The organism is Vibrio barjaei, assembly GCF_001639065.2.
Lineage (GTDB): Bacteria > Pseudomonadota > Gammaproteobacteria > Enterobacterales > Vibrionaceae > Vibrio > Vibrio barjaei.
This window is the reverse complement of the sequence record NZ_LQXO02000042.1, coordinates 42,308-61,462: the sequence shown is the minus strand read 5'-3', so window position 1 is coordinate 61,462 and position 19,155 is coordinate 42,308. Positions and strand designations below refer to the sequence as shown.

General features: G+C 43.2%; 19 protein-coding genes and 1 riboswitch. Of the genes, 9 read left to right on the top strand and 10 right to left on the bottom strand.

Annotation, left to right across the window (positions count from 1 at the left end):
- Positions 1–111 precede the first annotated feature (111 nt).
- The 3 genes from AWH66_RS18725 to AWH66_RS18715 form a co-directional block, all read right to left on the bottom strand.
- Positions 112–747: an alternative oxidase gene (locus AWH66_RS18725; RefSeq protein ID WP_063606738.1), complete on the bottom strand. Its 636-nt coding sequence runs from the start codon at positions 745–747 to the stop codon at positions 112–114.
- Between the two features lie 431 nt (positions 748–1,178).
- On the bottom strand, positions 1,179–1,772 hold the full coding sequence (locus tag AWH66_RS18720) for a GNAT family N-acetyltransferase (RefSeq protein ID WP_063606739.1): 594 nt from the start codon (positions 1,770–1,772) through the stop codon (positions 1,179–1,181).
- Positions 1,773–2,062: 290 nt separating this feature from the next.
- Complete coding sequence (locus AWH66_RS18715; protein WP_063606740.1) at positions 2,063–3,436, bottom strand: Na+/H+ antiporter NhaC family protein; 1,374 nt, start codon at positions 3,434–3,436, stop codon at positions 2,063–2,065.
- 283 nt (positions 3,437–3,719) lie between these two features.
- Between AWH66_RS18715 and sbcB the strand changes: the two genes are divergently transcribed.
- The 5 genes from sbcB to purT all read left to right on the top strand — a co-directional run bounded on the left by sbcB (position 3,720) and on the right by purT (position 8,690).
- A complete protein-coding gene (sbcB, locus tag AWH66_RS18710; protein WP_063606741.1) occupies positions 3,720–5,141 on the top strand; it encodes an exodeoxyribonuclease I in 1,422 nt (473 codons plus the stop codon).
- A gap of 98 nt (positions 5,142–5,239) precedes the next feature.
- Positions 5,240–5,605 carry a CidA/LrgA family protein gene (locus AWH66_RS18705; protein ID WP_038228552.1) on the top strand — a complete coding sequence of 122 codons (366 nt, stop codon included), beginning with the start codon at positions 5,240–5,242 and terminating at the stop codon, positions 5,603–5,605.
- Between the two features lies 1 nt (position 5,606).
- On the top strand, positions 5,607–6,293 hold the full coding sequence (locus AWH66_RS18700; RefSeq protein WP_006072457.1) for a CidB/LrgB family autolysis modulator: 687 nt from the start codon (positions 5,607–5,609) through the stop codon (positions 6,291–6,293).
- A 176-nt stretch (positions 6,294–6,469) separates the two neighbouring features.
- Entirely contained in the window at positions 6,470–7,357 is an 888-nt protein-coding gene (gene cdd, locus AWH66_RS18695; RefSeq protein WP_063606742.1) for a cytidine deaminase, read from the top strand.
- A gap of 157 nt (positions 7,358–7,514) precedes the next feature.
- Positions 7,515–8,690, top strand: a complete 1,176-nt coding sequence (gene purT, locus AWH66_RS18690) for a formate-dependent phosphoribosylglycinamide formyltransferase (RefSeq protein ID WP_063606743.1) — start codon at positions 7,515–7,517, stop codon at positions 8,688–8,690.
- Positions 8,691–8,755: 65 nt separating this feature from the next.
- Here purT and AWH66_RS18685 read toward each other — a convergent pair whose 3' ends face one another.
- The gene (locus AWH66_RS18685; protein WP_063606744.1) at positions 8,756–9,112 is read right to left on the bottom strand and encodes a VOC family protein; all 357 of its coding nucleotides are present in this window, start codon (positions 9,110–9,112) and stop codon (positions 8,756–8,758) included.
- 178 nt (positions 9,113–9,290) lie between these two features.
- Here AWH66_RS18685 and AWH66_RS18680 point away from each other — a divergent pair, with 178 nt between their 5' ends.
- Positions 9,291–10,661, top strand: coding sequence for an MATE family efflux transporter (locus tag AWH66_RS18680; protein ID WP_063606745.1), 1,371 nt, complete (start codon positions 9,291–9,293; stop codon positions 10,659–10,661).
- Positions 10,662–10,751: 90 nt separating this feature from the next.
- Positions 10,752–11,819: a DUF3080 family protein gene (locus tag AWH66_RS18675; protein ID WP_083400073.1), complete on the top strand. Its 1,068-nt coding sequence runs from the start codon at positions 10,752–10,754 to the stop codon at positions 11,817–11,819.
- A gap of 3 nt (positions 11,820–11,822) precedes the next feature.
- On the opposite strand, the gene AWH66_RS18670 is transcribed toward AWH66_RS18675, so the two are convergent.
- The 4 genes from AWH66_RS18670 to AWH66_RS25990 all read right to left on the bottom strand — a co-directional run bounded on the left by AWH66_RS18670 (position 11,823) and on the right by AWH66_RS25990 (position 14,334).
- On the bottom strand, positions 11,823–12,683 hold the full coding sequence (locus AWH66_RS18670) for a DNA ligase (RefSeq protein ID WP_063606746.1): 861 nt from the start codon (positions 12,681–12,683) through the stop codon (positions 11,823–11,825).
- A gap of 172 nt (positions 12,684–12,855) precedes the next feature.
- Complete coding sequence (locus tag AWH66_RS18665; protein ID WP_063606747.1) at positions 12,856–13,239, bottom strand: DUF4156 domain-containing protein; 384 nt, start codon at positions 13,237–13,239, stop codon at positions 12,856–12,858.
- Positions 13,240–13,401: 162 nt separating this feature from the next.
- On the bottom strand, positions 13,402–14,145 hold the full coding sequence (locus tag AWH66_RS18660; protein WP_063606748.1) for a hypothetical protein: 744 nt from the start codon (positions 14,143–14,145) through the stop codon (positions 13,402–13,404).
- Between the two features lie 30 nt (positions 14,146–14,175).
- Positions 14,176–14,334: a hypothetical protein gene (locus AWH66_RS25990; RefSeq protein ID WP_167360970.1), complete on the bottom strand. Its 159-nt coding sequence runs from the start codon at positions 14,332–14,334 to the stop codon at positions 14,176–14,178.
- Between the two features lie 389 nt (positions 14,335–14,723).
- Positions 14,724–14,823, top strand: a riboswitch (glycine riboswitch).
- Between the two features lie 145 nt (positions 14,824–14,968).
- On the opposite strand from AWH66_RS25990, the gene AWH66_RS18655 reads away from it, so the two are divergent.
- Positions 14,969–16,336 (top strand): alanine/glycine:cation symporter family protein, encoded by a 1,368-nt coding sequence (locus AWH66_RS18655; RefSeq protein WP_063606749.1) that lies wholly within the window; start codon positions 14,969–14,971, stop codon positions 16,334–16,336.
- Positions 16,337–16,602: 266 nt separating this feature from the next.
- Here the strand turns inward: AWH66_RS18655 and AWH66_RS18650 are convergent, their stop codons facing one another.
- The gene (locus AWH66_RS18650) at positions 16,603–18,135 is read right to left on the bottom strand and encodes a bifunctional NUDIX hydrolase/phosphatase PAP2 family protein (protein ID WP_063606750.1); all 1,533 of its coding nucleotides are present in this window, start codon (positions 18,133–18,135) and stop codon (positions 16,603–16,605) included.
- A gap of 13 nt (positions 18,136–18,148) precedes the next feature.
- Entirely contained in the window at positions 18,149–18,643 is a 495-nt protein-coding gene (locus AWH66_RS18645) for a GNAT family N-acetyltransferase (protein ID WP_063606751.1), read from the bottom strand.
- A 176-nt stretch (positions 18,644–18,819) separates the two neighbouring features.
- Here AWH66_RS18645 and AWH66_RS18640 point away from each other — a divergent pair, with 176 nt between their 5' ends.
- Positions 18,820–19,155 (top strand): hypothetical protein, encoded by a 336-nt coding sequence (locus AWH66_RS18640; protein ID WP_063606752.1) that lies wholly within the window; start codon positions 18,820–18,822, stop codon positions 19,153–19,155.

The following is a 19,155-nucleotide window of genomic DNA, read 5'->3' as shown; positions in this document are numbered from 1 at the left end:
CCTTTGTAACACAGACCATAAATATTGGATGACCTCAAAGGCATCTCACTCACAACAAATGAAATCGTTGTTCTAAATATAAAAAAGACGCCGAAGCGTCTTTTTTATTGGTTAGGCGAGATGCGAAGGCAAATCTTTACGCTCATAAGCGTCAGCAAAACCGTGGTTTCTATCTCTATGACCAGCTTCATCCTGTCTAATTCTCAAAACGACATCGCGCAATAGTGCATCATCGGCTAACTGGTAGTAATCGATCGCAATTTTGGGAGCGGGAATATTCTCTATTTGCCCTTCATCTATCTTCTCTAAGTATTCTGTATAGCTTTTACACGCTTCTTCTTCAAAGTAACCTACTACTCGATGTGCAACTTTTGACGAGAGTAAATAGATTATTGAGTAGACAACAATAAACACGCCCTGACCCAGTAGGACTATAAGCCTCTCCAACCAACTAGGTTTGGCAATATCTAGAAAAATCATTAAGTGCATTCGCTCATTTTCTGCTTCGTCCAAAAGCTCTCGAATCCAACCTTCATCATCTCTCATACGCCGAAGTGCTTTTAGGTGATTGAACATACCCGCTACCATTCCAGGTACGGCGGCGATAGTTTCCAGAATAACCGCCCTTTTATCGTACTTCTTACCGTAAAAAAGGTTGAGTACATACTTCAGCAACTTAGTGACAGAAAGAGCGACTTTTTCTGAAACACGTTCAGCTTTCTTGTGCGTCAATTTGAATTCTACCATTACTGATATCTCCATATGATTAATCTACAAACAACATACCTACTTCCTATCATTCATTCAACTATTTTTGAATAACACCAATAATAGTTGAGTTTTTGTAGGGTTATTAAGGAAAAGACACTAGAAACAAGGTATTGATTAAAGGTATTAGTTTATTTATATCAGTAACTTACAATCAATCATCATTTTGTCGAAAAAATTGAATCATATTGGGAATACTGGCTATCTAAGAATAATTAAACGAAGACACTATCTAGCAGACACAGGCAGTTACACAATTGCCTCAATGTTGGATTTGTTTCGCTTAGTAAGATAAAGGGAATCGGATTATAGCGAGGAGGATTGAAACAGGTGGAGGGTTATACGTTTAGAGGTAGGTTCAAAAGAAAAAGAGCCTCGGTTTAACCAAGGCTCTTTGTTGACAACTGTTTTTAGCTTTGAGCAGGTCGAAGCATGAACCAGTATGGGAAATTTTCACTCTTAGACAGTACTTCAAAGCCTCGACGCTCAAAAGTCTTCACAACTTTCTCACTTGATGCTACGACATAAGTTGGTTTGCCCGCCGCATCTGCCTGGTCAGTGACGGTTTTGATTAACGCACTCGCAAGACCTTTTCCTCCAGCTTTCGGTGACACTCCTAGGCCCCATAACCAATAGCAATCTTGCAACGGTGGCACCGCCAGCATTTGTTCGCAGACTTCTTTTGCCAACTCAATTTTGCAAGAGCCCATCATGCGGGTAACAATGGATAGAATCTCCATTTTTTGCATAACATCCGGCTGATGCTTACCAGGTGAACGCATAATAACGCAACCATCGCGCTCTGGAGTGGTGTACACTTCACCACCGGCTAAACCCCATTCGCCAACAGCCCAACGCCAGTAACAATCATGTGCGAAGTTAGCCACCTCGTCTTGACGTAATGCTGCTTGCATCGCTTCATTATCAGCGTAAGCATCTAGAAACATGTTACATAGTTCTGGTACTGCAGAGTAATCGGCTTTGATAATTTGTAATTCAGACATGCTACTTCCTCATGGCGGATTTAAATCGAAATCGTAGGAAAAGAAACACACGCGCATTTGCTTGCCTTCTTCCTCCAATAAAACAGCACTTTAAAGCAAAGTCAATATTCTACGATAGTTAATAACATATCGATTAATAAAGCAGCATAACCTGCACATAGAGGCGTTTTATCTGACGGTATTTGGACAGGTGTTGAGAGTCTGAGTTCCCCAAATAAAGCAAAGGCTCCATACAATGAAGCCTTACTTATTATCAAAATTGGATGTTTAGCCCTTCAACTATGAGGCTATTATGCGTGTTTCTCTTCGCAACCTCTCGATTGCTTCGCGCATGGTTTTAACACGATCGCTACCACCGCTGATAATGCTAATGCGAAGCAGTAATAGGAGTTAGAAACCACTTCTAAAGGCGATAATTGGAACACGGAGCCAAGCAGTAACACTTGAGCACCATAAGGCAGTATTCCTTGAATTACGCATGAATAGATATCAAGTAAGCTCGCTGAGCGGCGTGCGGTTACGTTGTTTTCTTGAGCCAGTTCTCGAGCTACGCTACCAGAGACAATAATGGCTACGGTATTGTTTGCCGTGCACATATTGACCAGAGAGACTAAGCCCGCAATACCGAACTCACTCGCCTTTCTGTTTGCTTGCGTTGAATGCGTTGACCCAAACTTACGAATCATTTTAGTAATAACTTGCGTTAGAAATGCTAAGCCGCCTTGACGACGCATTAGCTCACTCAGCCCACCAATTAACATAGACAATAAGAAGATTTCTTGCATGTTGCCAAAGCCAGCATAAATATCTTTGGCAAAGCTTGTCAGTTGGTAACCCTCAACAGAGGTCAGACTCACCGTCCCCGCAAGCAGAATCCCTACGGCTAAAACAACAAAGACGTTTAATCCAGAGACAGCCAACACCAGAATCGCGATGTAAGGCATGACTTTAAACCACTCAATATCTCCAGTTTCTGGTAACTGAGTCGCAGAACTATTCAATGCGAAAATCACTAAAGCAATAAACGCTGCAGGAATAGCAATACGTATATTTTCTTTAAATTTATCTTTCATTTCACACCCTTGCGAACGTGTCGCAGCAATAGTTGTGTCGGAGATAATAGATAAGTTATCACCAAACATAGCGCCACTTAATACGACACCCGCGGTCAGTGGCACACTCATGCCCGCAGATTCTGCAATACCGAGAGCAACAGGTGCGACGGCAGCTATGGTGCCCATTGACGTCCCCATTGCGGTCGCAATGAAAGCTGAAATTAGGAATATACCAGGAAGAATCATGCTTGTTGGAATGGCCGATAACCCGAGGTTCACTGTTGCATCAACACCTCCAGAGGCTTTCGCTACTGCAGCAAACGCACCCGCTAACAAATAAATCAGGCACATGGCGATGATATCTTGATGTCCCACGCCTTTAATAAAATGCTCAATAGCCTTGTTCAGTGCTTCTTTACTTAAAATGATCGCCAGAACCACCGCAGGTAATGCAGCAATTGGCGCAGGAAGTTGATAAAACGCGAAATCTACACCTTGTAAGGATAAATAGGTGCCTACACCTATAAATAGTGTCAGGAATAGTACAAGAGGAAGCAGTGCTATAGATGAAGGAACAATAGATTGTTTGTCTTTATTCGTGTTGGTCATATCAAAAGTGGCAGCAATAACAGGAAGGCGAGCAGCATAATGCCACCATCAAGACATGTCAACGTCTAGACGTCTAAATGTCTATTGGCCATTCAACTGTATGATAAACCAGCTAAACGAAAAGCGCGGTAAACACTGAAAGAAATGAAACACCAAAATCGCGTGGATAATACCGCTGAGAATGCTCAATGTTCGTTGCCATACACTCTCTCGGGTGGTCTAATAAGAGTTATCCAAGCATCATTTCATTGTGCTTAGTCTATGATTTAAGGAACCATTTCTAATGTCCCAACACCAACCCACTTATTTCTTTTTCGATTATGAAACATGGGGAGTGAGCCCAGCTAAAGACAGACCTTGTCAGTTTGCTGGTGTACGGACGGATGAGAACTTTAATATCATTGGTGAGCCATTGGTTATTTACTGCCAGCCACCATCGGACTACTTACCCTCTCCCGAAGCAGCATTAATCACAGGTATCACACCGCAACTTTGTCAGGAAAAAGGACTCTCAGAGCCAGAGTTCATTGCTAAGATTCATCACGAACTGGCTACACCAAACACAACAAGCCTTGGTTACAACAGTATTCGCTTTGATGATGAGGTGACTCGTTATACCTGTTATCGTAACTTCATCGATCCTTACGCGTGGAGTTGGCAGAACGGTAACTCACGTTGGGATTTATTAGATGTGATGCGTGCGTGCCACGCGCTGCGCCCTGAAGGAATTGAATGGCCGGAGAATGACGAAGGGTTTACCAGTTTTAAACTTGAACACCTCTCTGTTGCTAATGGTATCGAACACGAAAACGCTCACGATGCCATGGCAGACGTTATTGCCACGATAGAACTAGCCAAAAAAGTAAAGGCAGCACAGCCAAAACTGTTTGATTACTTTTATTCGATGCGTCAAAAGCGAAAACTAAACGAACTCGTCGATATCGTGAACATGACACCGTTAATGCACGTATCCGGAATGTTAGGAAAAGAGTGCCAATATACCAGTTGGGTAGTACCTATCGCATGGCACCCAACCAATCAAAATGCAGTTATAGTTGCTGATCTGGCCAAAGATCCACAACCACTATTAGATTTGGATGTTGACGAACTACATCAGCGCCTATACACCAGACATGATGAACTCGCACCGGATGAGAAACCTGTCCCGCTTAAACTTATTCATCTCAACAAGTGCCCTATTCTCGCGCCAGCGAAAACGCTCACAGCGGATAATGCAGAGTCCATTGGCATTGACAGAGAGCAGTGTTTGCAGAACCTCGCTCTCATCAAACAACATCCAGAGATCCGTGAAAAACTGATCGGACTTTATAGTATTGAGCGTGAGTTTGAGAATGACGACAACGTCGATACTCAGCTCTACAGCGGCTTTTTCTCGCCAGCAGACAAAAGCGCGATGGACATTATTCGCGAAACGGACCCAAACAATCTGTCTGCATTAGACATTAGTTTTAGTGATCCACGTATTGAGCCGCTGTTATTTAGGTACCGTGCGCGCAATTTCCCATGGAGCCTTGATGAAACGGAACAGGCTCGCTGGGCAAACCATTGTCGTGAGTTTTTCGAAAGTCGTATTGAAAGCTATATGCTGAATATGGAAAACTTAGTTCACGAACATGAGCCTGACGAGAAGAAACTCGCCATACTAAAATCCGTTTACCGCTACGTGGAGCGTCTCGTTTCTTAACTTCTCCAGCCATGTAGTGACCATGCAGCTAAACCTCAGGATTCATTCTTTTGGCTGCATTTAAGGAGAGTCGTTACTTTTTATACTAAGAGGAAGCCATGCTCAAAACCGCGCTTCACTATATATTATCGTTCGCTATTATTTTCGTTGCCTTATTTATTGGAAATACTATCCAGCATTTACTCGATGTATCCGTACCTGGCAGTATATTTGGTATGTTGCTGTTATTTGCGGCGATGGCGAGCGGAGTTATCCCGGTTAAACTCGTTCAACCGGGTGCTCACGTGTTCATTCGTTATATGATTTTGTTATTCGTTCCCATTAGTGTTGGGTTAATGAACCATTTCGATATGTTGATTGCTAATGCTCTGCCGATATTGGCCGGCGCTATTGGCGGTACACTTATTGTTCTGACGGCGCTCTCCGTCTTCCTTGATCGATTCTTAAAAAAGGGAGATAGCTAGTATGTGGCTGCTCGTTACAATTGTCGTTTTTTTTGTTGCCCGTTTTATTTCTCAGAAAGTAAAGAATCCACTGTTTAATCCGTTACTCCTCAGTATTGCGATTATGATTCCTTTACTCACGTACCTTAAAGTGCCTTTTGATACTTATTACGCGGACAACGAATGGATCAGCTATCTGCTACAACCAGCCGTGGTTGCACTTGCCTATCCGCTCTATGAGCAACTCCCGCAAATACGTGCCAACTGGAGAATAATCGCGTTAGCATGTGGCGTTGGTAGTGTTGCTTCCATGTTCACAGCTTCAATGCTCGCTGTATGGTTAGGCGCCGACATGCAACTCATCGCCAGTTTGTTGGGTAAATCGGTCACTACACCTATCGCAATGGAAGTTTCAAGCCATCTAGGTGGGGAGCCAGCCATTGCCGCCATTCTTGTGTTACTCGTCGGATTATTTGGTGCGATATTAGCGTACCCAATATACAACTTACTCGGTGTCACACATCCCATTGCAAAAGGATTAACCATGGGTACGGTGTCTCACGCACTTGGCACAGCTACTTGCGCAGAGAAAGATCCGAGAGACGCAGCATTCAGCTCACTTGCTCTCGTTGTTTGTGGTGTTATCACTTCCATTCTTGCTCCGTCTATGTTCGCATTCTCCCTCTGGTTTGGGACGGTTATCGCCTAACACTTCAGAACTGTATAGCCAGTAAAACTCGTCGTTTACTGGCTACAAATTGTGTGACATCACTCTTATTGCTTGTAAATTGCATTCATTGCATTTTTATTTGTGATCATTGTCACCTTTATTTCTCACTAACTTGCATAGAATGTCAGTAAACCGCAAAAAATAAAGGACACAGCATGACAGATCGTTTTGAGTCAGCGCTTGCAGATATGCCACAGCAGATCGTTAACTATCTAAAACCTATCATTACTACACCAGAATTCGATGCAACGCTATCGCAAGAGCAGTTTGAACAATTGCTTGTCCTTTCTGGCCTACAAGATGATGAGCTTCGCGTCGCCTTGCTGCCTTTAGCTGCAGCCTATTCATACGCACCTATCTCTGAGTTTTTTGTTGGCGCAATTGCACGTGGGACATCAGGAAAACTGTACTTCGGCGCAAACATGGAGATTATTGGTGCACAACTTGGTCAAACGGTTCACGCAGAGCAATCCGCCATCAGCCACGCTTGGATGAAAGGTGAAACCGGACTTAAAGATATCACGATTAACTTTAGTCCTTGTGGTCACTGCCGCCAATTTATGAACGAGCTAACTACTGCGGACAAGCTAGTCATTCAATTGCCACAGCGCGATGCAATGACGCTACAAGAATATTTACCAGAGTCCTTTGGACCTAAAGATCTTGGTATTACCGAAGGGTTAATGACCCCATTAGCTCACAATTTGACTACTGACGAAACTGATGCGCTCATCGTATCTGCGGTAGAAGCGTTAAATCGCAGTCATTCACCTTATACTCAAAATCTAAGTGGTGTTGCTATCGCAATGAAAGATGGCTCTGTCTATCAAGGCGCGTACGCTGAGAACGCAGCATTTAACCCTAGCCTACCACCATTACAGGTTGCGTTTGTTCAGTTACTTCTAGATGGTCAAAACTTTGAAGACATTCAATTAGTAGCACTGGCCGAAGTTTCCAAAGGTAAAATCAGTCACCTTGCAGACACTCAAGCAACGCTTGAGGCTATTGACCCAGATATCCAATTAGAATACGTGTCAATCTAGCGCTGCAACTTCCTGATATCGTTTAGCCTCGCTCATGCGGGGCTTTTTTAGGCCAAAATTTGTACTGATAATAAAATCTCGCGCAAACGTTTGCTTTCCTACAATAATCCAGTATGATCCTCCGAAATTCTTCCTCATGAATGCTCAAGGACACTCTATGTTTGGTACTGCTACTCGTGAAAATGCTACACGTGTTTTACTTTTAGGCTCTGGTGAATTAGGTAAAGAAGTTGCCATTGAATGCCAACGACTAGGTTTAGAAGTCATCGCTTGTGACCGATATGCCGACGCTCCTGCAATGCAAGTTGCTCACCGAAGTTATGTTCTCGATATGTTGGACGGCGAAGCACTAGAAGCCATTATCAATAAAGAACAACCCGATTACGTAGTACCGGAAATCGAAGCCATTGCAACGGACAAGCTAGTCGAGTTAGAAAGTAAAGGCTTATACGTTGTTCCTACCGCGAATGCAACCAAGCTGACCATGAATCGTGAAGGTATCCGTAGACTGGCGGCTGAAGAACTTGGCCTAAACACCTCTCCTTACCAATTTGCAGACAACTACAAAGACTTTAAAGCGGCTGTAGAAAATGTCGGTGTGCCATGTGTAGTGAAACCAGTCATGAGTTCTTCTGGTAAAGGTCAAAGTGTCATCAAGTTAGAATCCGACATTGAGAAAGCCTGGACCTATGCTCAAGAAGGTGGCCGTACTGGCGCAGGTCGAGTCATTGTTGAAGGTTTTATCGATTTCGATTATGAAATTACTTTATTGACCGTACGCGCTGTAGATGGCGTTCACTTTTGTGCTCCTGTAGGTCACCGCCAAGAAGATGGTGATTACCGCGAGTCTTGGCAGCCTCAGGCGATGTCTGCTAATGCAATAAAAGCGGCAGAATATACGGCGGAGCAAGTAGTTAACGCGCTGGGTGGCTATGGTATTTTTGGTGTAGAACTGTTTGTTAAAGGCGATAAAGTTATTTTCAATGAAGTATCACCTCGCCCACATGATACGGGTCTAGTTACCCTGATTTCTCAAGATATGTCAGAGTTTGCATTACACGTTCGTGCTTTTACCGGCATGCCAATTAACAGCATCACCCAATATGGCCCCGCTGCCTCCGCTGTTGTTCTCGGCCAAGGCACCTCTAACAATATCCGTTACGAAGGCCTAGATGAAGCTTTATGTCTTCCTCAAACTCAAATTCGCCTCTTTGGTAAACCGGATATTGATGGCCGTCGCCGTTTGGGAGTTGTACTTACTAAACGTAAATCTCTCGAGACGGCAATCGACGAGGCCGTCGAATGTGCTCAAAAAGTAAAAGTTATCTACTAACTCAATCGCTTTTACATAATGGGCTCCAGCAAAATGCTAGAGCCCATTGGCGTATTTGGCGCTTATTATCTAGATTCAGACCAAACCGCAAATTCATTGCCACTAGGTTCGCTGAAATGAAACCGGCAACCACCTGGAAAGTCGAAAATATCCCTTTCTATGCAACCACCATTTTGCTTCACCCGTTCCAGGGTTTCGGAAAGCGCTGCGCTGTAGAAGACCAACAACGCCCCACCCTGATTAGCTCTTGAACTTAACTCTGCGCGATAAAATCCACCGTTAAGTCCTTGGTTTGAAAAAGCCGTATAATCAGATCCATAATCCTCAAACGTCCAGCCAAATGCCGCTTCAAAAAACGCTTTTGTTGCTGGAATATCGGCCGCTGCAAACTCAACATAATCCAATTTATCATGTGTACTCATCGATTCATCCTTGCCGCTGTGATGATTCAATCATAAAGCACGTTCAAGATAAGAGTTGTGAGTAAGCGTTTGTTTCTAAAACAAACTATTATCGGACTACAAAGACAATAAATCATGGTGCGAAATGGCAAACTTCTTTATCATTCATCATGGTTATTTATAAAACATGGAATCCTACGTGCAACGCTATCAGACTGAAGCTAAAAACCTCATTAAACTTGCCTCTCCCGTTCTTATTGCCTCAATTGCTCAAACTGGAATGGGGTTTGTCGACACTATTATGGCAGGTGGTGTGAGTGCCGTAGATATGGCCGCGGTTTCCATTGCCGCCAGTGTTTGGCTTCCTTCTATACTCTTTGGTATCGGCTTGCTAATGGCCTTGGTGCCTGTTGTTGCACAACTCAATGGGGCTGGAAAGCAAAAGCAGATCCCTTATGAGATCCATCAAGGATTCATCATGGCTCTGCTTATTAGTGTTCCAATTATTATGGTCCTATTGCAAATAGAAACCATACTCGATCTAATGAGTGTCGAAACCATCATGGCAGAAAAAACCGTAGGCTACATTTACGCAGTTATTTTTGCGGTGCCTGCTTTTCTGTTATTCCAGGCACTACGTAGTTACACTGACGGAATGTCGCTGACCAAGCCCGCGATGGTTATTGGTTTTATTGGCTTGCTGATCAATATCCCACTTAACTGGATCTTTGTTTACGGGAAATTCGGTGCACCAGCGTTAGGCGGTGTTGGATGTGGCGTTGCGACTACAATCGTCTATTGGCTCATGTTCTTTATGATGCTGTTTTATGCCATCACTACTGACCGACTCAAGCACATTGAACTTTTTAAAACATGGCATAAACCAGAGCGAAAAGCACAGGTTCGCTTGTTTAAACTTGGCTTTCCTATCGCTGCTGCAATCTTTTTTGAAGTATCACTCTTTGCCGTGGTTTCATTGCTTGTCGCGCCACTTGGCTCACTTGTCGTGGCATCGCATCAAGTGGCAATGAACTTTTCATCTTTAGTCTTCATGATCCCAATGAGTATCGGTGCAGCAGTCAGTATCCGCGTTGGACATAAACTGGGTGAGACTGATACGGCTGGAGCCGTCATTGCATGTCGTGTCGGCCTCGGAGTGGGTCTTGGGACCGCTATTTTTACCGCAATCTGTACGTTGATCTTTAAACAACAAATCGTTCATCTTTATACTGACAACGTAGAAGTAGTTACGCTAGCAATGCACCTATTGATTTTTGCAGCCATCTATCAATGTACTGACGCAATCCAAGTCGTTGCTGCGGGCGCATTGCGTGGCTATAAAGACATGAAAGCCATTTTTAATCGTACATTTATCGCCTATTGGCTAATCGGATTACCGTTAGGCTACGTTCTCGGAATGACAGATTTACTTATCGAGCCAATGGGCATAGTTGGTTTCTGGATTGGCTTTATCGCTGGCCTATCAAGTGCCGCTATCATGCTCACTATCCGACTGCTATGGATGCACCGTCAAAACGATGAATTACAACTCGAATACGCGAGCCGCTAGCTTTAGAACGTCGATAAGTTTATTAAGGGTGATCAAAGATGGACTAGGCTTACGTAATACCTAGATACATAGTTTAACGCGCAGAAAACTTTGAAAGTACTAACAGCACCTCCATCAGCAAAAGCAGTCTTGGCGCTTGTTTTTATCATAAGCGCCTTCTTGTCTGGATGTATTGAGCAGCAGGGAGCGGAGAGCCGTTTTGAAGACTATTTGTCGAGAGTTGCCTCGATTCAAGACAGCGACGCGTTACCTCACCCTGACAACACTTTAATCACCCTTCCGAGCCAACGCAATATTACTATCGATATTCCACGCACTACGCTGGGCATCGTCGATAGCTATCAGCTTAGAAAATGCCATCTTTTTAAGCTGATAGCTGAACGTAATTCTGTTTTAGGTAAAGTCCAAGACCAGTTTCGTGATTTTGACTATCAGATAACATTAATCGACGGTATCGAGCGATGCTTGTTATCAGATAAAATAGAGCAAAGTGTGAAAGCCCAGCTTGAAGACATTCTGGCCACTAAATACCGTTATCTTCCTAGTTACTTTTCAAATCTTATCTTTACCAGTCATGCGATGCGCGCTCAGCTCTCTGGTAATCAGTGGTTAGATGAAGGGATAAGTAGTCAAGCAGCTCAATTACATTCGGCGCTAAATACACTCAATAGTATAGCCGCTTACATTCTCACACAAACCGAAGGAAGCCATACCTTAACCTTACCTCAGCCTATTACACCGTACCAAGAAACATTAGAGAAAACGAAACTCATCGGAAATCTCGCCTATTCTCTTCAAGCGAGTACACATTGGCTGACGGTAGTCACTCAACAATTACAGCAGTACGATAATAAAATTCTATGTGGGGCTAATAGAGATACTACCCGCTTTAACTATTTAGTTAATGTCTTCAACAACCTGTTCATCACCGATATTCAGCCTTACCTCTCGTTTCTCAGCAGTGAATATCAAGCCATTTCTCGCGAAGTGGTGTTTATCAAGCACGTTTTGGATAAGGTCCAACAAGATAAGGTGTCGGTTTATCGACTCGACCACATTTATGATGAGTTTAAAACGGCCAATCAGCAGCATGTATTCTATTGGAAATCGTTGTTTAAGCGCTGTGGTAAAACCTTGACCGAGATAAGACAACCGTAATGGCTACTCAGATTCACGAACTCGGAAAAATCGTGCGAAGCGTGGCAATCCATTAACTGTCCAACCGTTGTGCTTAAACGTAATCGTGGTTCCGATTTTAGGAGGATTAGTACGTTCTATATCGCTAAATCCGCTACCGACATAAAATCGTGCGCCGTCCCTGAGTTCGATAAGTAATGCGCCCATCTTTCCTTGATACTTGCCTTTCCCCTCTTTGTAGCCAACTACAAGGCCTTCCATATCTTGCACGATTTTGACTTTAATAAGTGAATGGTTTCTTCCCGGGTGGTAGACCTCATGTTTCAATTTAAGCATCAGCCCTTCAGCATTGTCCGCCGTTATCCGCTCTAAATAGTCATCGAGTTCTTTATGGCTTGAAACCGTAAACTGCTCTACACATTGAATATGTCTCATAGCAAGACTTTGACAGTAACGCTTAAGAAACTCATATCGTTGATCAAATGTTCCTAAATGCCTAGGCGCGTCAAACAATTTAAAATGAATTTCTTGCCAAGCTTCATTGTCAGGCATTAGATCAAGTACTGTATTTTGGACTTTAGAGAACTGCTGTCTTCCAGCCCATAACTCTCCTTCGACCATGATGGAGGGGAGCGAATGTGTAAACCAATCTGGAGCGTTAATTACTCGTCCCGAGCGCGTCACTAACTGTTCTCCTGTCCAAATAGCACGAATACCGTCCAGTTTCTCACTAACATAGTACTCGTTTATATTCAGGCTTTGGTCGTAGTTGATGGCGTTCACGACGCTAGGTTTAGTGTCTAGGTAGGCGACTCCCTCCGCAAAGCCATCCGTTGATAACATCGATATTGATATAATATATGGCCAATAATTTGGTTGGTTCATTCTACTGTTCTTTAGATGTTAAAATTAACGTTATTCTAGATAACAACAGTATTTTATTTTGATTATTTCCATGCAAAGTCGAGCTAATTTGAATGATTTAGTAGCTAGAAATATATCAATTACAATTGGGTTTGAAGTGACTCGATAGAATATATTCTTATCAAGAAAAATATCATTGTTCTGCGCAGAAATAAGCCTCGCCAATTAGCGTACTACTGTAGGTTCCTTTACTACTAGACATACCAAACGAATTTTTGTCCGCATAAGCGTACAGACCATCGTTACTGTTATCTACACTCTTTTGTAGTACAACGACATTCGCTCCTAGCTTATGCGCCTCGTTTTTCAGCTGATTCCTAGCACCAACCAGAATGTTTCTGTCACTTGTAAAGTCGGCGGTAAACCAATTACCTTGCGTTCCATCGACTTCACCTAAGTACAAGCAATTCGCAGGCGCGAAATCGACAATTCTGACCGATTTAGCATCTTGGTTAACGGGCTTCGCAGAGCAACCAACCATTAAAGTAATGACTAGTAATAATGTGGAGTTTTTCATTGATTCACCAATCTAAAAATACGATTCTTATGAAGCCCGCATATTACAATTAGATTGATAAATCATAGAATCAGTGTGTGAATGAAATTCACTTCATAATTCAGAGAAGAGATTAATTGGCAAAGTATCTTTAGGTATTTCTACTTTGCCAATCCTTGAGTGTTATTGAATGCCGAGTTCGCTTTTCAACGTCGCAATATGGTTGAGATCCATATTATGCACTTTCAACATCTGCTCGATTTGGCTAATACGTGATGTGGCAGAATCATAACGGTCACATGAATCCGACTTCGCATCCCAAGATGTTCCTTCTAGGAATAGATCACAATCCTTCTTCCAGCGTTTCAAGTTTGGAGTCAGCTGCGATTTTTCTTGTTCCAACTTAGCCACTTCAGCTTTCAGTTCCGCTTCTCGCTTAAATAGCTCTTGAGACTGTTCGAACATCGAGCTTTGGATATCCGTTTTACGTTCCAGTTGAACATTCTGTTTTTTCTGCTGCGCAAGTTTCTTACCTTGAGCATTTAACTGGCTTTCGAGTTGCTGATTATCGGCTTTGAGTTTGGCAATTTGCTCATTCAAAGCATCTACCTGTTGCTGATGTTGTTCTACTTTCTCTTCAACCACCTTGCGCAACTTTAGTTGTGACTCTGACTCAGCTAAAGCAAGTTGTTCATCCAAGTTAGATTTCTGAGTTTGAGTTTTGACTAACGCTTGTTGGTATTGGGTATCGAGTTGTTTATATCGCTGCTGCCAGTCATTTTGCGTAACTGCCGAACCTATAAGACCACCAGCTGCCAAACCCAGCACCACGGCGATGCCAATATACAACCTCGCACGGGTATCTCTCTGTTCGATGACTACGACATCATCTCTTTCAACCGGCTGATTTTCAGGTTGTTTATCCACTCTAACCCCTTTTAAAAGTTGTTTGTTGGTTTATCGAATTAACTCTGAGATGACCAACGTCGCTGTGTAAATAACGAATGCAGATATGAGGGTGATCACGACACCCTTCTGTACCTTCTCATTCGCTCTATATCGAAATAACAAAAAGGCCAGAGCCACTAGAAACACAATTGCAATCAATCGAGTCATAAACATCTCCTTTGCACTAACGGCTACATTTTAAGCAAAAGTAGTGAATTTCCAGAGAGTTAACTGTACTACTCATCACTTTAGCGTACAACTTCAATTCTAAAGTCAGAAACATGTTCAAATATACCAAATGGAACGATCAACGCCCTATTTTGGCTCAAATAAATTGTAAAATTATTCATGACATCGTTTTTTATTTACGATAGGATTGCCGTCACAGATTATCTAGTCACTAGATATTTGTTCCGTTGAAGACTGCAGGAGAGTGGTTTATTAACCTTACATTAACATTTGGTTAGTATGACCCGCCGAAGAAGTAAATCTTTCAGGTGCTTTATTCTGAGAAATCAGAGCTTATCTTAGATAAGGATAAAGTGAGGACTGTAGTTGGAGGAACCTCTGGAGAGAACCGTTAAATCGGTCGCCGAAGGAGCAAGCTCATTTCATGTAATGAGTGAAACTCTCAGGCAAAAGGACAGAGGAGAGAATAGCACCATTGAACAACTCATATTTCTACTGTAACGAACAACCGTTTACGGTCAATACTGAGTGGTAATGAGCTCAGATCATCTTCGATCTGTGGATTACTGCCCTTCTCTCTTCTCCTTAAATTTTGTTTTATTAAGGGGAAAGCATGAACAACCTTCAATCTTTACTACAAGCCATCGACTCTTTTGTATGGGGACCACCATTACTCATTTTGCTTGTTGGTACTGGCGTATACTTCACGTTTAAACTTGGCTTACTTCAATTTAGGCATCTTCCAACTGCGCTCAAGCTCGTCTTCAGCAAAGACAAATCCAGTAATGGTGATGTTTCGAGCTTCGCTGCATTGTGTACCGCTTTATCAGCGACAATAGGGACTGGTAACATCGTAGGCGTTGCAACTGCAATTAAGCTAGGCGGCCCTGGTGCTTTATTCTGGATGTGGTTAGCGGCGCTGTTTGGTATGGCTACTAAGTATGCCGAATGCTTGCTCGCCGTTAAATATCGCAAAGTAGACGATAAAGGACAGATGCTTGGCGGACCTATGTACTATCTGCGCGATGGTGTCGGTTCTAAGTTCCTAGCCACGATGTTCGCTGTCTTTGCTCTTGGTGTAGCTTGTTTTGGTATTGGTACCTTTCCGCAAGTCAACGCCATTCTAGATGCAAGCCACATTTCTTTCGGCATCTCTCGCGAGATCTCCGCTTCTGTTCTTACCCTTTTAGTTGCCTTTGTAACCTTGGGCGGTATCAAGTCTATTGCTAAAGTAGCAGGTAAAGTAGTACCGACCATGGCGGTGTTTTATGTGCTAGCCTGCTTGAGCGTTATTATTATGAACGCTGATCAACTAGGTGCCGCAATTCAACTTGTCGTAGTGTCTGCATTTACTAGCACAGCGGCAACGGGGGGCTTTGTTGGAGCCAGTATTATGTTAGCAATTCAGTCTGGTATTGCTCGCGGTGTATTCTCTAACGAAAGTGGCCTAGGCAGTGCGCCGATGGCAGCGGCAGCGGCTAAAACGGATAGCTGTGTTCGTCAAGGACTTATCTCAATGACCGGTACGTTCATCGACACCATCATTATCTGTACCATGACTGGCCTTGCATTGATTTTGACTGGCGCGTGGCAAAGTGATTTTGCTGGCGCGGCGATGACCACACATGCTTTTGCTGTCGGTCTAAATTCGGATACTCTCGGTCCTCTACTGGTTTCGATCGGACTGATATTCTTCGCGTTTACCACCATTCTTGGTTGGAATTACTATGGCGAACGTTGCGTTGTATTCCTCATGGGTACCAAAGCGGTATTACCTTATAAGATCATCTTCGTTGGTTTGGTCGCGTCTGGTGCGTTCTTACACCTAGATATGATTTGGATTATTGCCGATATCGTGAATGGTTTAATGGCGGTGCCTAACCTAATTGGATTGGTGTTGCTCAGAAATGTCGTTATTGAAGAGACTAAGCTCTACTTCGCTGCGACATCGAAAGACAAGCACGACGCCGTTATTGCATAGAGACATCGGCTCTTAAATTAATAAAGGTCTGATTTTTAATCAGACCTTTATTTTTACATAAACATGATGTCAGCAACGCTATCTAGTGCCGCATCGGTTGCGCCGTTTAATTGAGTGGCCAATGTCGCCATAAACGACGAACAAGCCACTATAATTGCGATGATCATAGGAATGTCCTACCGAATGAATGAAGTCATAGATTAACGTCATCCATAAACTATGCGTTACCTTTCTGCGCCAAATGCTAAGCCGTTTACTAAAACGTCTTAATGGCAGTCTCTCTTACGAAACACGATCATCACAATAGCCGGAATCATAATAGTTACCGGTATCACCAAAGTTTGTAACAGCAATGACCCAATACCACTGTGCGCAAACATGGTTTCCAAATGAAAATAGCCGACTAACAACAGTAGAATAAGTATCAAAGAACAGAGGAGCTCTTTCAGACACATCTTCGAACGAGGCGGACAATAGCCATTTGCGACAGCGAACAATAACATTCCGATACACAGCGCTAACCAGCTCAAAAATGATGGATATTGCCAGATATAAGCACAGATGGCCGCAATCATCGTCAGTACCAACCACACTCTAACCCTTGTAAAGGTATAATCTTCACTTACCGCAAGGCTAAAATGATGCCTAATGAAATGCCAACCAACAAGCGCACCAATAATGGCACCGGCGAACATATCCGACAAGAATGCACCGCCACTAATAAACTGGTAGAACGCGATGATGATGGTGACCAAAAAGGCCGCAATGGCGAACTTACTCAAATGACGAGGCTGTATTTGACTCACCACGATACTGGAAATACAAATCCAATTTGCCATGATTAAATCGGGAAAGCTGAACCCACTTCGCTCGTTGTAGTTAAGCGTGGGTAAATAAGCATGAGGGACAGGAAAACTAAACCCTTGCTTTGCGACCAAAATAAACAAGGAGGTCGCCGTGACTGCAAACATTAGTTGGGCGGTAAAGTACCGTCCCCATAGCCACATGAACAGAGGCAGAAACGAAATAAGTAGTAACGGCTGCAACACGATGTAAAGAACATTGCCGCCTAATACAACTAACTCTTGTAGTTGCTTCGGCGCAGCAACAAGTGCTTCTTGTGTACTAGATAACCAAGACAATTCGAGCTGGTGAACTTTTGGCGCAGAGCTGATTAGGTTGTCGATGTAACTGATAGGCTGATTCGGGATCGCAGCAAACATAGATTCAACCATTGGCCACTGACTAGGGTATCGATACTCTGTTGGTGATACCGACTTTGGACTCAGCAGGTTGGCGCTACGTACCTCAACACCAAAATGCGGTGCAAAGTAAATAGGAAGTTCTACGCCTCGACCATAATTAGTCTCACTATAAGCAATGATGTCAGACTCGACCTGACACTCATAAAACACTGCGCGGTTAGTTCGGCCTAACTCTTGACCAACGACAACCACCAACCCTGCCTCTTCCCATGTTTCACGTTGGGCAGTAAGTCGCGGGTCTTCGTTGTTATCAATCGTTCCTCCCGGCAAAGATAGCTTTCCCGTTACGATTTCATCGACCAGCAGAATGCGATCGTCAGCGCGAACTAAACACAATGCCCCCCTTATGGTAGGAGCCAATGGTGGATCGTTATGCACAAAAGGCTGTCGGAGACTATCCGATAACTCATTAAACGAGGTGTTTGGCACCTTAGACGTCACGTTCGATGACACGTCCGAAGCAGCAAAGCTCTGATGTATTGTTAATAGCGCAAGCAACAGCGTAAAAGCAATATGGCTCAAAAGTTGAGTCACAAACGTACCTAAATTAGATTTTTTTTCTAAGACAATGTATATGAGGGATAAATCCCTCTTTGTTGTATAAATTCAGAGCGGCCTGATTAAAGTCCCAAACCTCAACCATAATCTGACTAGCCCCTAATTCAATTAAACGACGTTCACTTTCTTTCAGTAATTTTTGAGCAAACCCATGATGCCGATAGTCAGGTTTAATAAACAATTCATCGATGTTTCCCATTAAACAAGGCTTACTAACCGGTGACAGCAGTTCACAAAACTGTGCCGTCACAAAACCGACGATCTTAGGAGCGCGCTTGCCACCATCAATGGTTAAAACAAGTACTAAGCAGTCAGGTGAATCGAGGTAGCGCGCAATGCTTTTTTCTTCCTGCACCTCTAATGCAGGTTTGAAGTCTTCGGGAACGGCTTGGTGGTGATACTCATGCAACTCATACATAAGATCATTTAGCGTTTCCAAATCTTGGGTATTAGCAGAGCGAATTCTATAGGCTAAATCAGTCATAGACGCGTGGTAAATGTTGCAAAAAGAGAAAGTCGTTTACAAATGTGCGCCTAGTGTGAGGGTTTTGTCAGGCATGTGCAAATAAAAAAACATAATGAAATATGATGTTGGAGCCTCTTGGATGAAAATCATACTGCTCAGTGACTATACTTACCCAAAACGATAAGGAGCATGATATGTCACGTACACTGATTTGCACTCTGCTCAGCCTCTCATTATGGGCCCCCTATTCATTGGCATCTTTGCCGATGAAATGTACGTTAACCGCTACCACCGACCATTTTTGGTTCTATCAAGAACAATTAGTATTCCAAAGTGAACAGTTCGTTATTTTTCAGAACTTTAAAGGCAGGGTCGTTACACAGGTCGACTTAAAAACGGGAAAGTTCAGCCGTACCACCTATATCGGCGAACCTTTTATTCCTAAGTATCAAATGTTGTTTGGTAGTTGCGAGGAACCGAGCCATATCCTCAAAATGTGGCAGATGAGCTCGGTTCCTTATGACAATTAA

What these genes read in the sequence shown, in the direction of transcription:
- AWH66_RS18725 (WP_063606738.1), bottom strand. Translation starts at nt 747, where the DNA reads ATGGTAGAATTCAAATTGACGCACAAGAAAGCTGAACGTGTTTCAGAA.
- AWH66_RS18720 (WP_063606739.1), bottom strand. Translation starts at nt 1,772, where the DNA reads ATGTCTGAATTACAAATTATCAAAGCCGATTACTCTGCAGTACCAGAA.
- AWH66_RS18715 (WP_063606740.1), bottom strand. Translation starts at nt 3,436, where the DNA reads ATGACCAACACGAATAAAGACAAACAATCTATTGTTCCTTCATCTATA.
- sbcB (WP_063606741.1), top strand. Translation starts at nt 3,720, where the DNA reads ATGTCCCAACACCAACCCACTTATTTCTTTTTCGATTATGAAACATGG.
- AWH66_RS18705 (WP_038228552.1), top strand. Translation starts at nt 5,240, where the DNA reads ATGCTCAAAACCGCGCTTCACTATATATTATCGTTCGCTATTATTTTC.
- AWH66_RS18700 (WP_006072457.1), top strand. Translation starts at nt 5,607, where the DNA reads ATGTGGCTGCTCGTTACAATTGTCGTTTTTTTTGTTGCCCGTTTTATT.
- cdd (WP_063606742.1), top strand. Translation starts at nt 6,470, where the DNA reads ATGACAGATCGTTTTGAGTCAGCGCTTGCAGATATGCCACAGCAGATC.
- purT (WP_063606743.1), top strand. Translation starts at nt 7,515, where the DNA reads ATGTTTGGTACTGCTACTCGTGAAAATGCTACACGTGTTTTACTTTTA.
- AWH66_RS18685 (WP_063606744.1), bottom strand. Translation starts at nt 9,112, where the DNA reads ATGAGTACACATGATAAATTGGATTATGTTGAGTTTGCAGCGGCCGAT.
- AWH66_RS18670 (WP_063606746.1), bottom strand. Translation starts at nt 12,683, where the DNA reads ATGAACCAACCAAATTATTGGCCATATATTATATCAATATCGATGTTA.
- AWH66_RS18665 (WP_063606747.1), bottom strand. Translation starts at nt 13,239, where the DNA reads ATGAAAAACTCCACATTATTACTAGTCATTACTTTAATGGTTGGTTGC.
- AWH66_RS25990 (WP_167360970.1), bottom strand. Translation starts at nt 14,334, where the DNA reads ATGACTCGATTGATTGCAATTGTGTTTCTAGTGGCTCTGGCCTTTTTG.
- AWH66_RS18655 (WP_063606749.1), top strand. Translation starts at nt 14,969, where the DNA reads ATGAACAACCTTCAATCTTTACTACAAGCCATCGACTCTTTTGTATGG.
- AWH66_RS18645 (WP_063606751.1), bottom strand. Translation starts at nt 18,643, where the DNA reads ATGACTGATTTAGCCTATAGAATTCGCTCTGCTAATACCCAAGATTTG.
- AWH66_RS18640 (WP_063606752.1), top strand. Translation starts at nt 18,820, where the DNA reads ATGTCACGTACACTGATTTGCACTCTGCTCAGCCTCTCATTATGGGCC.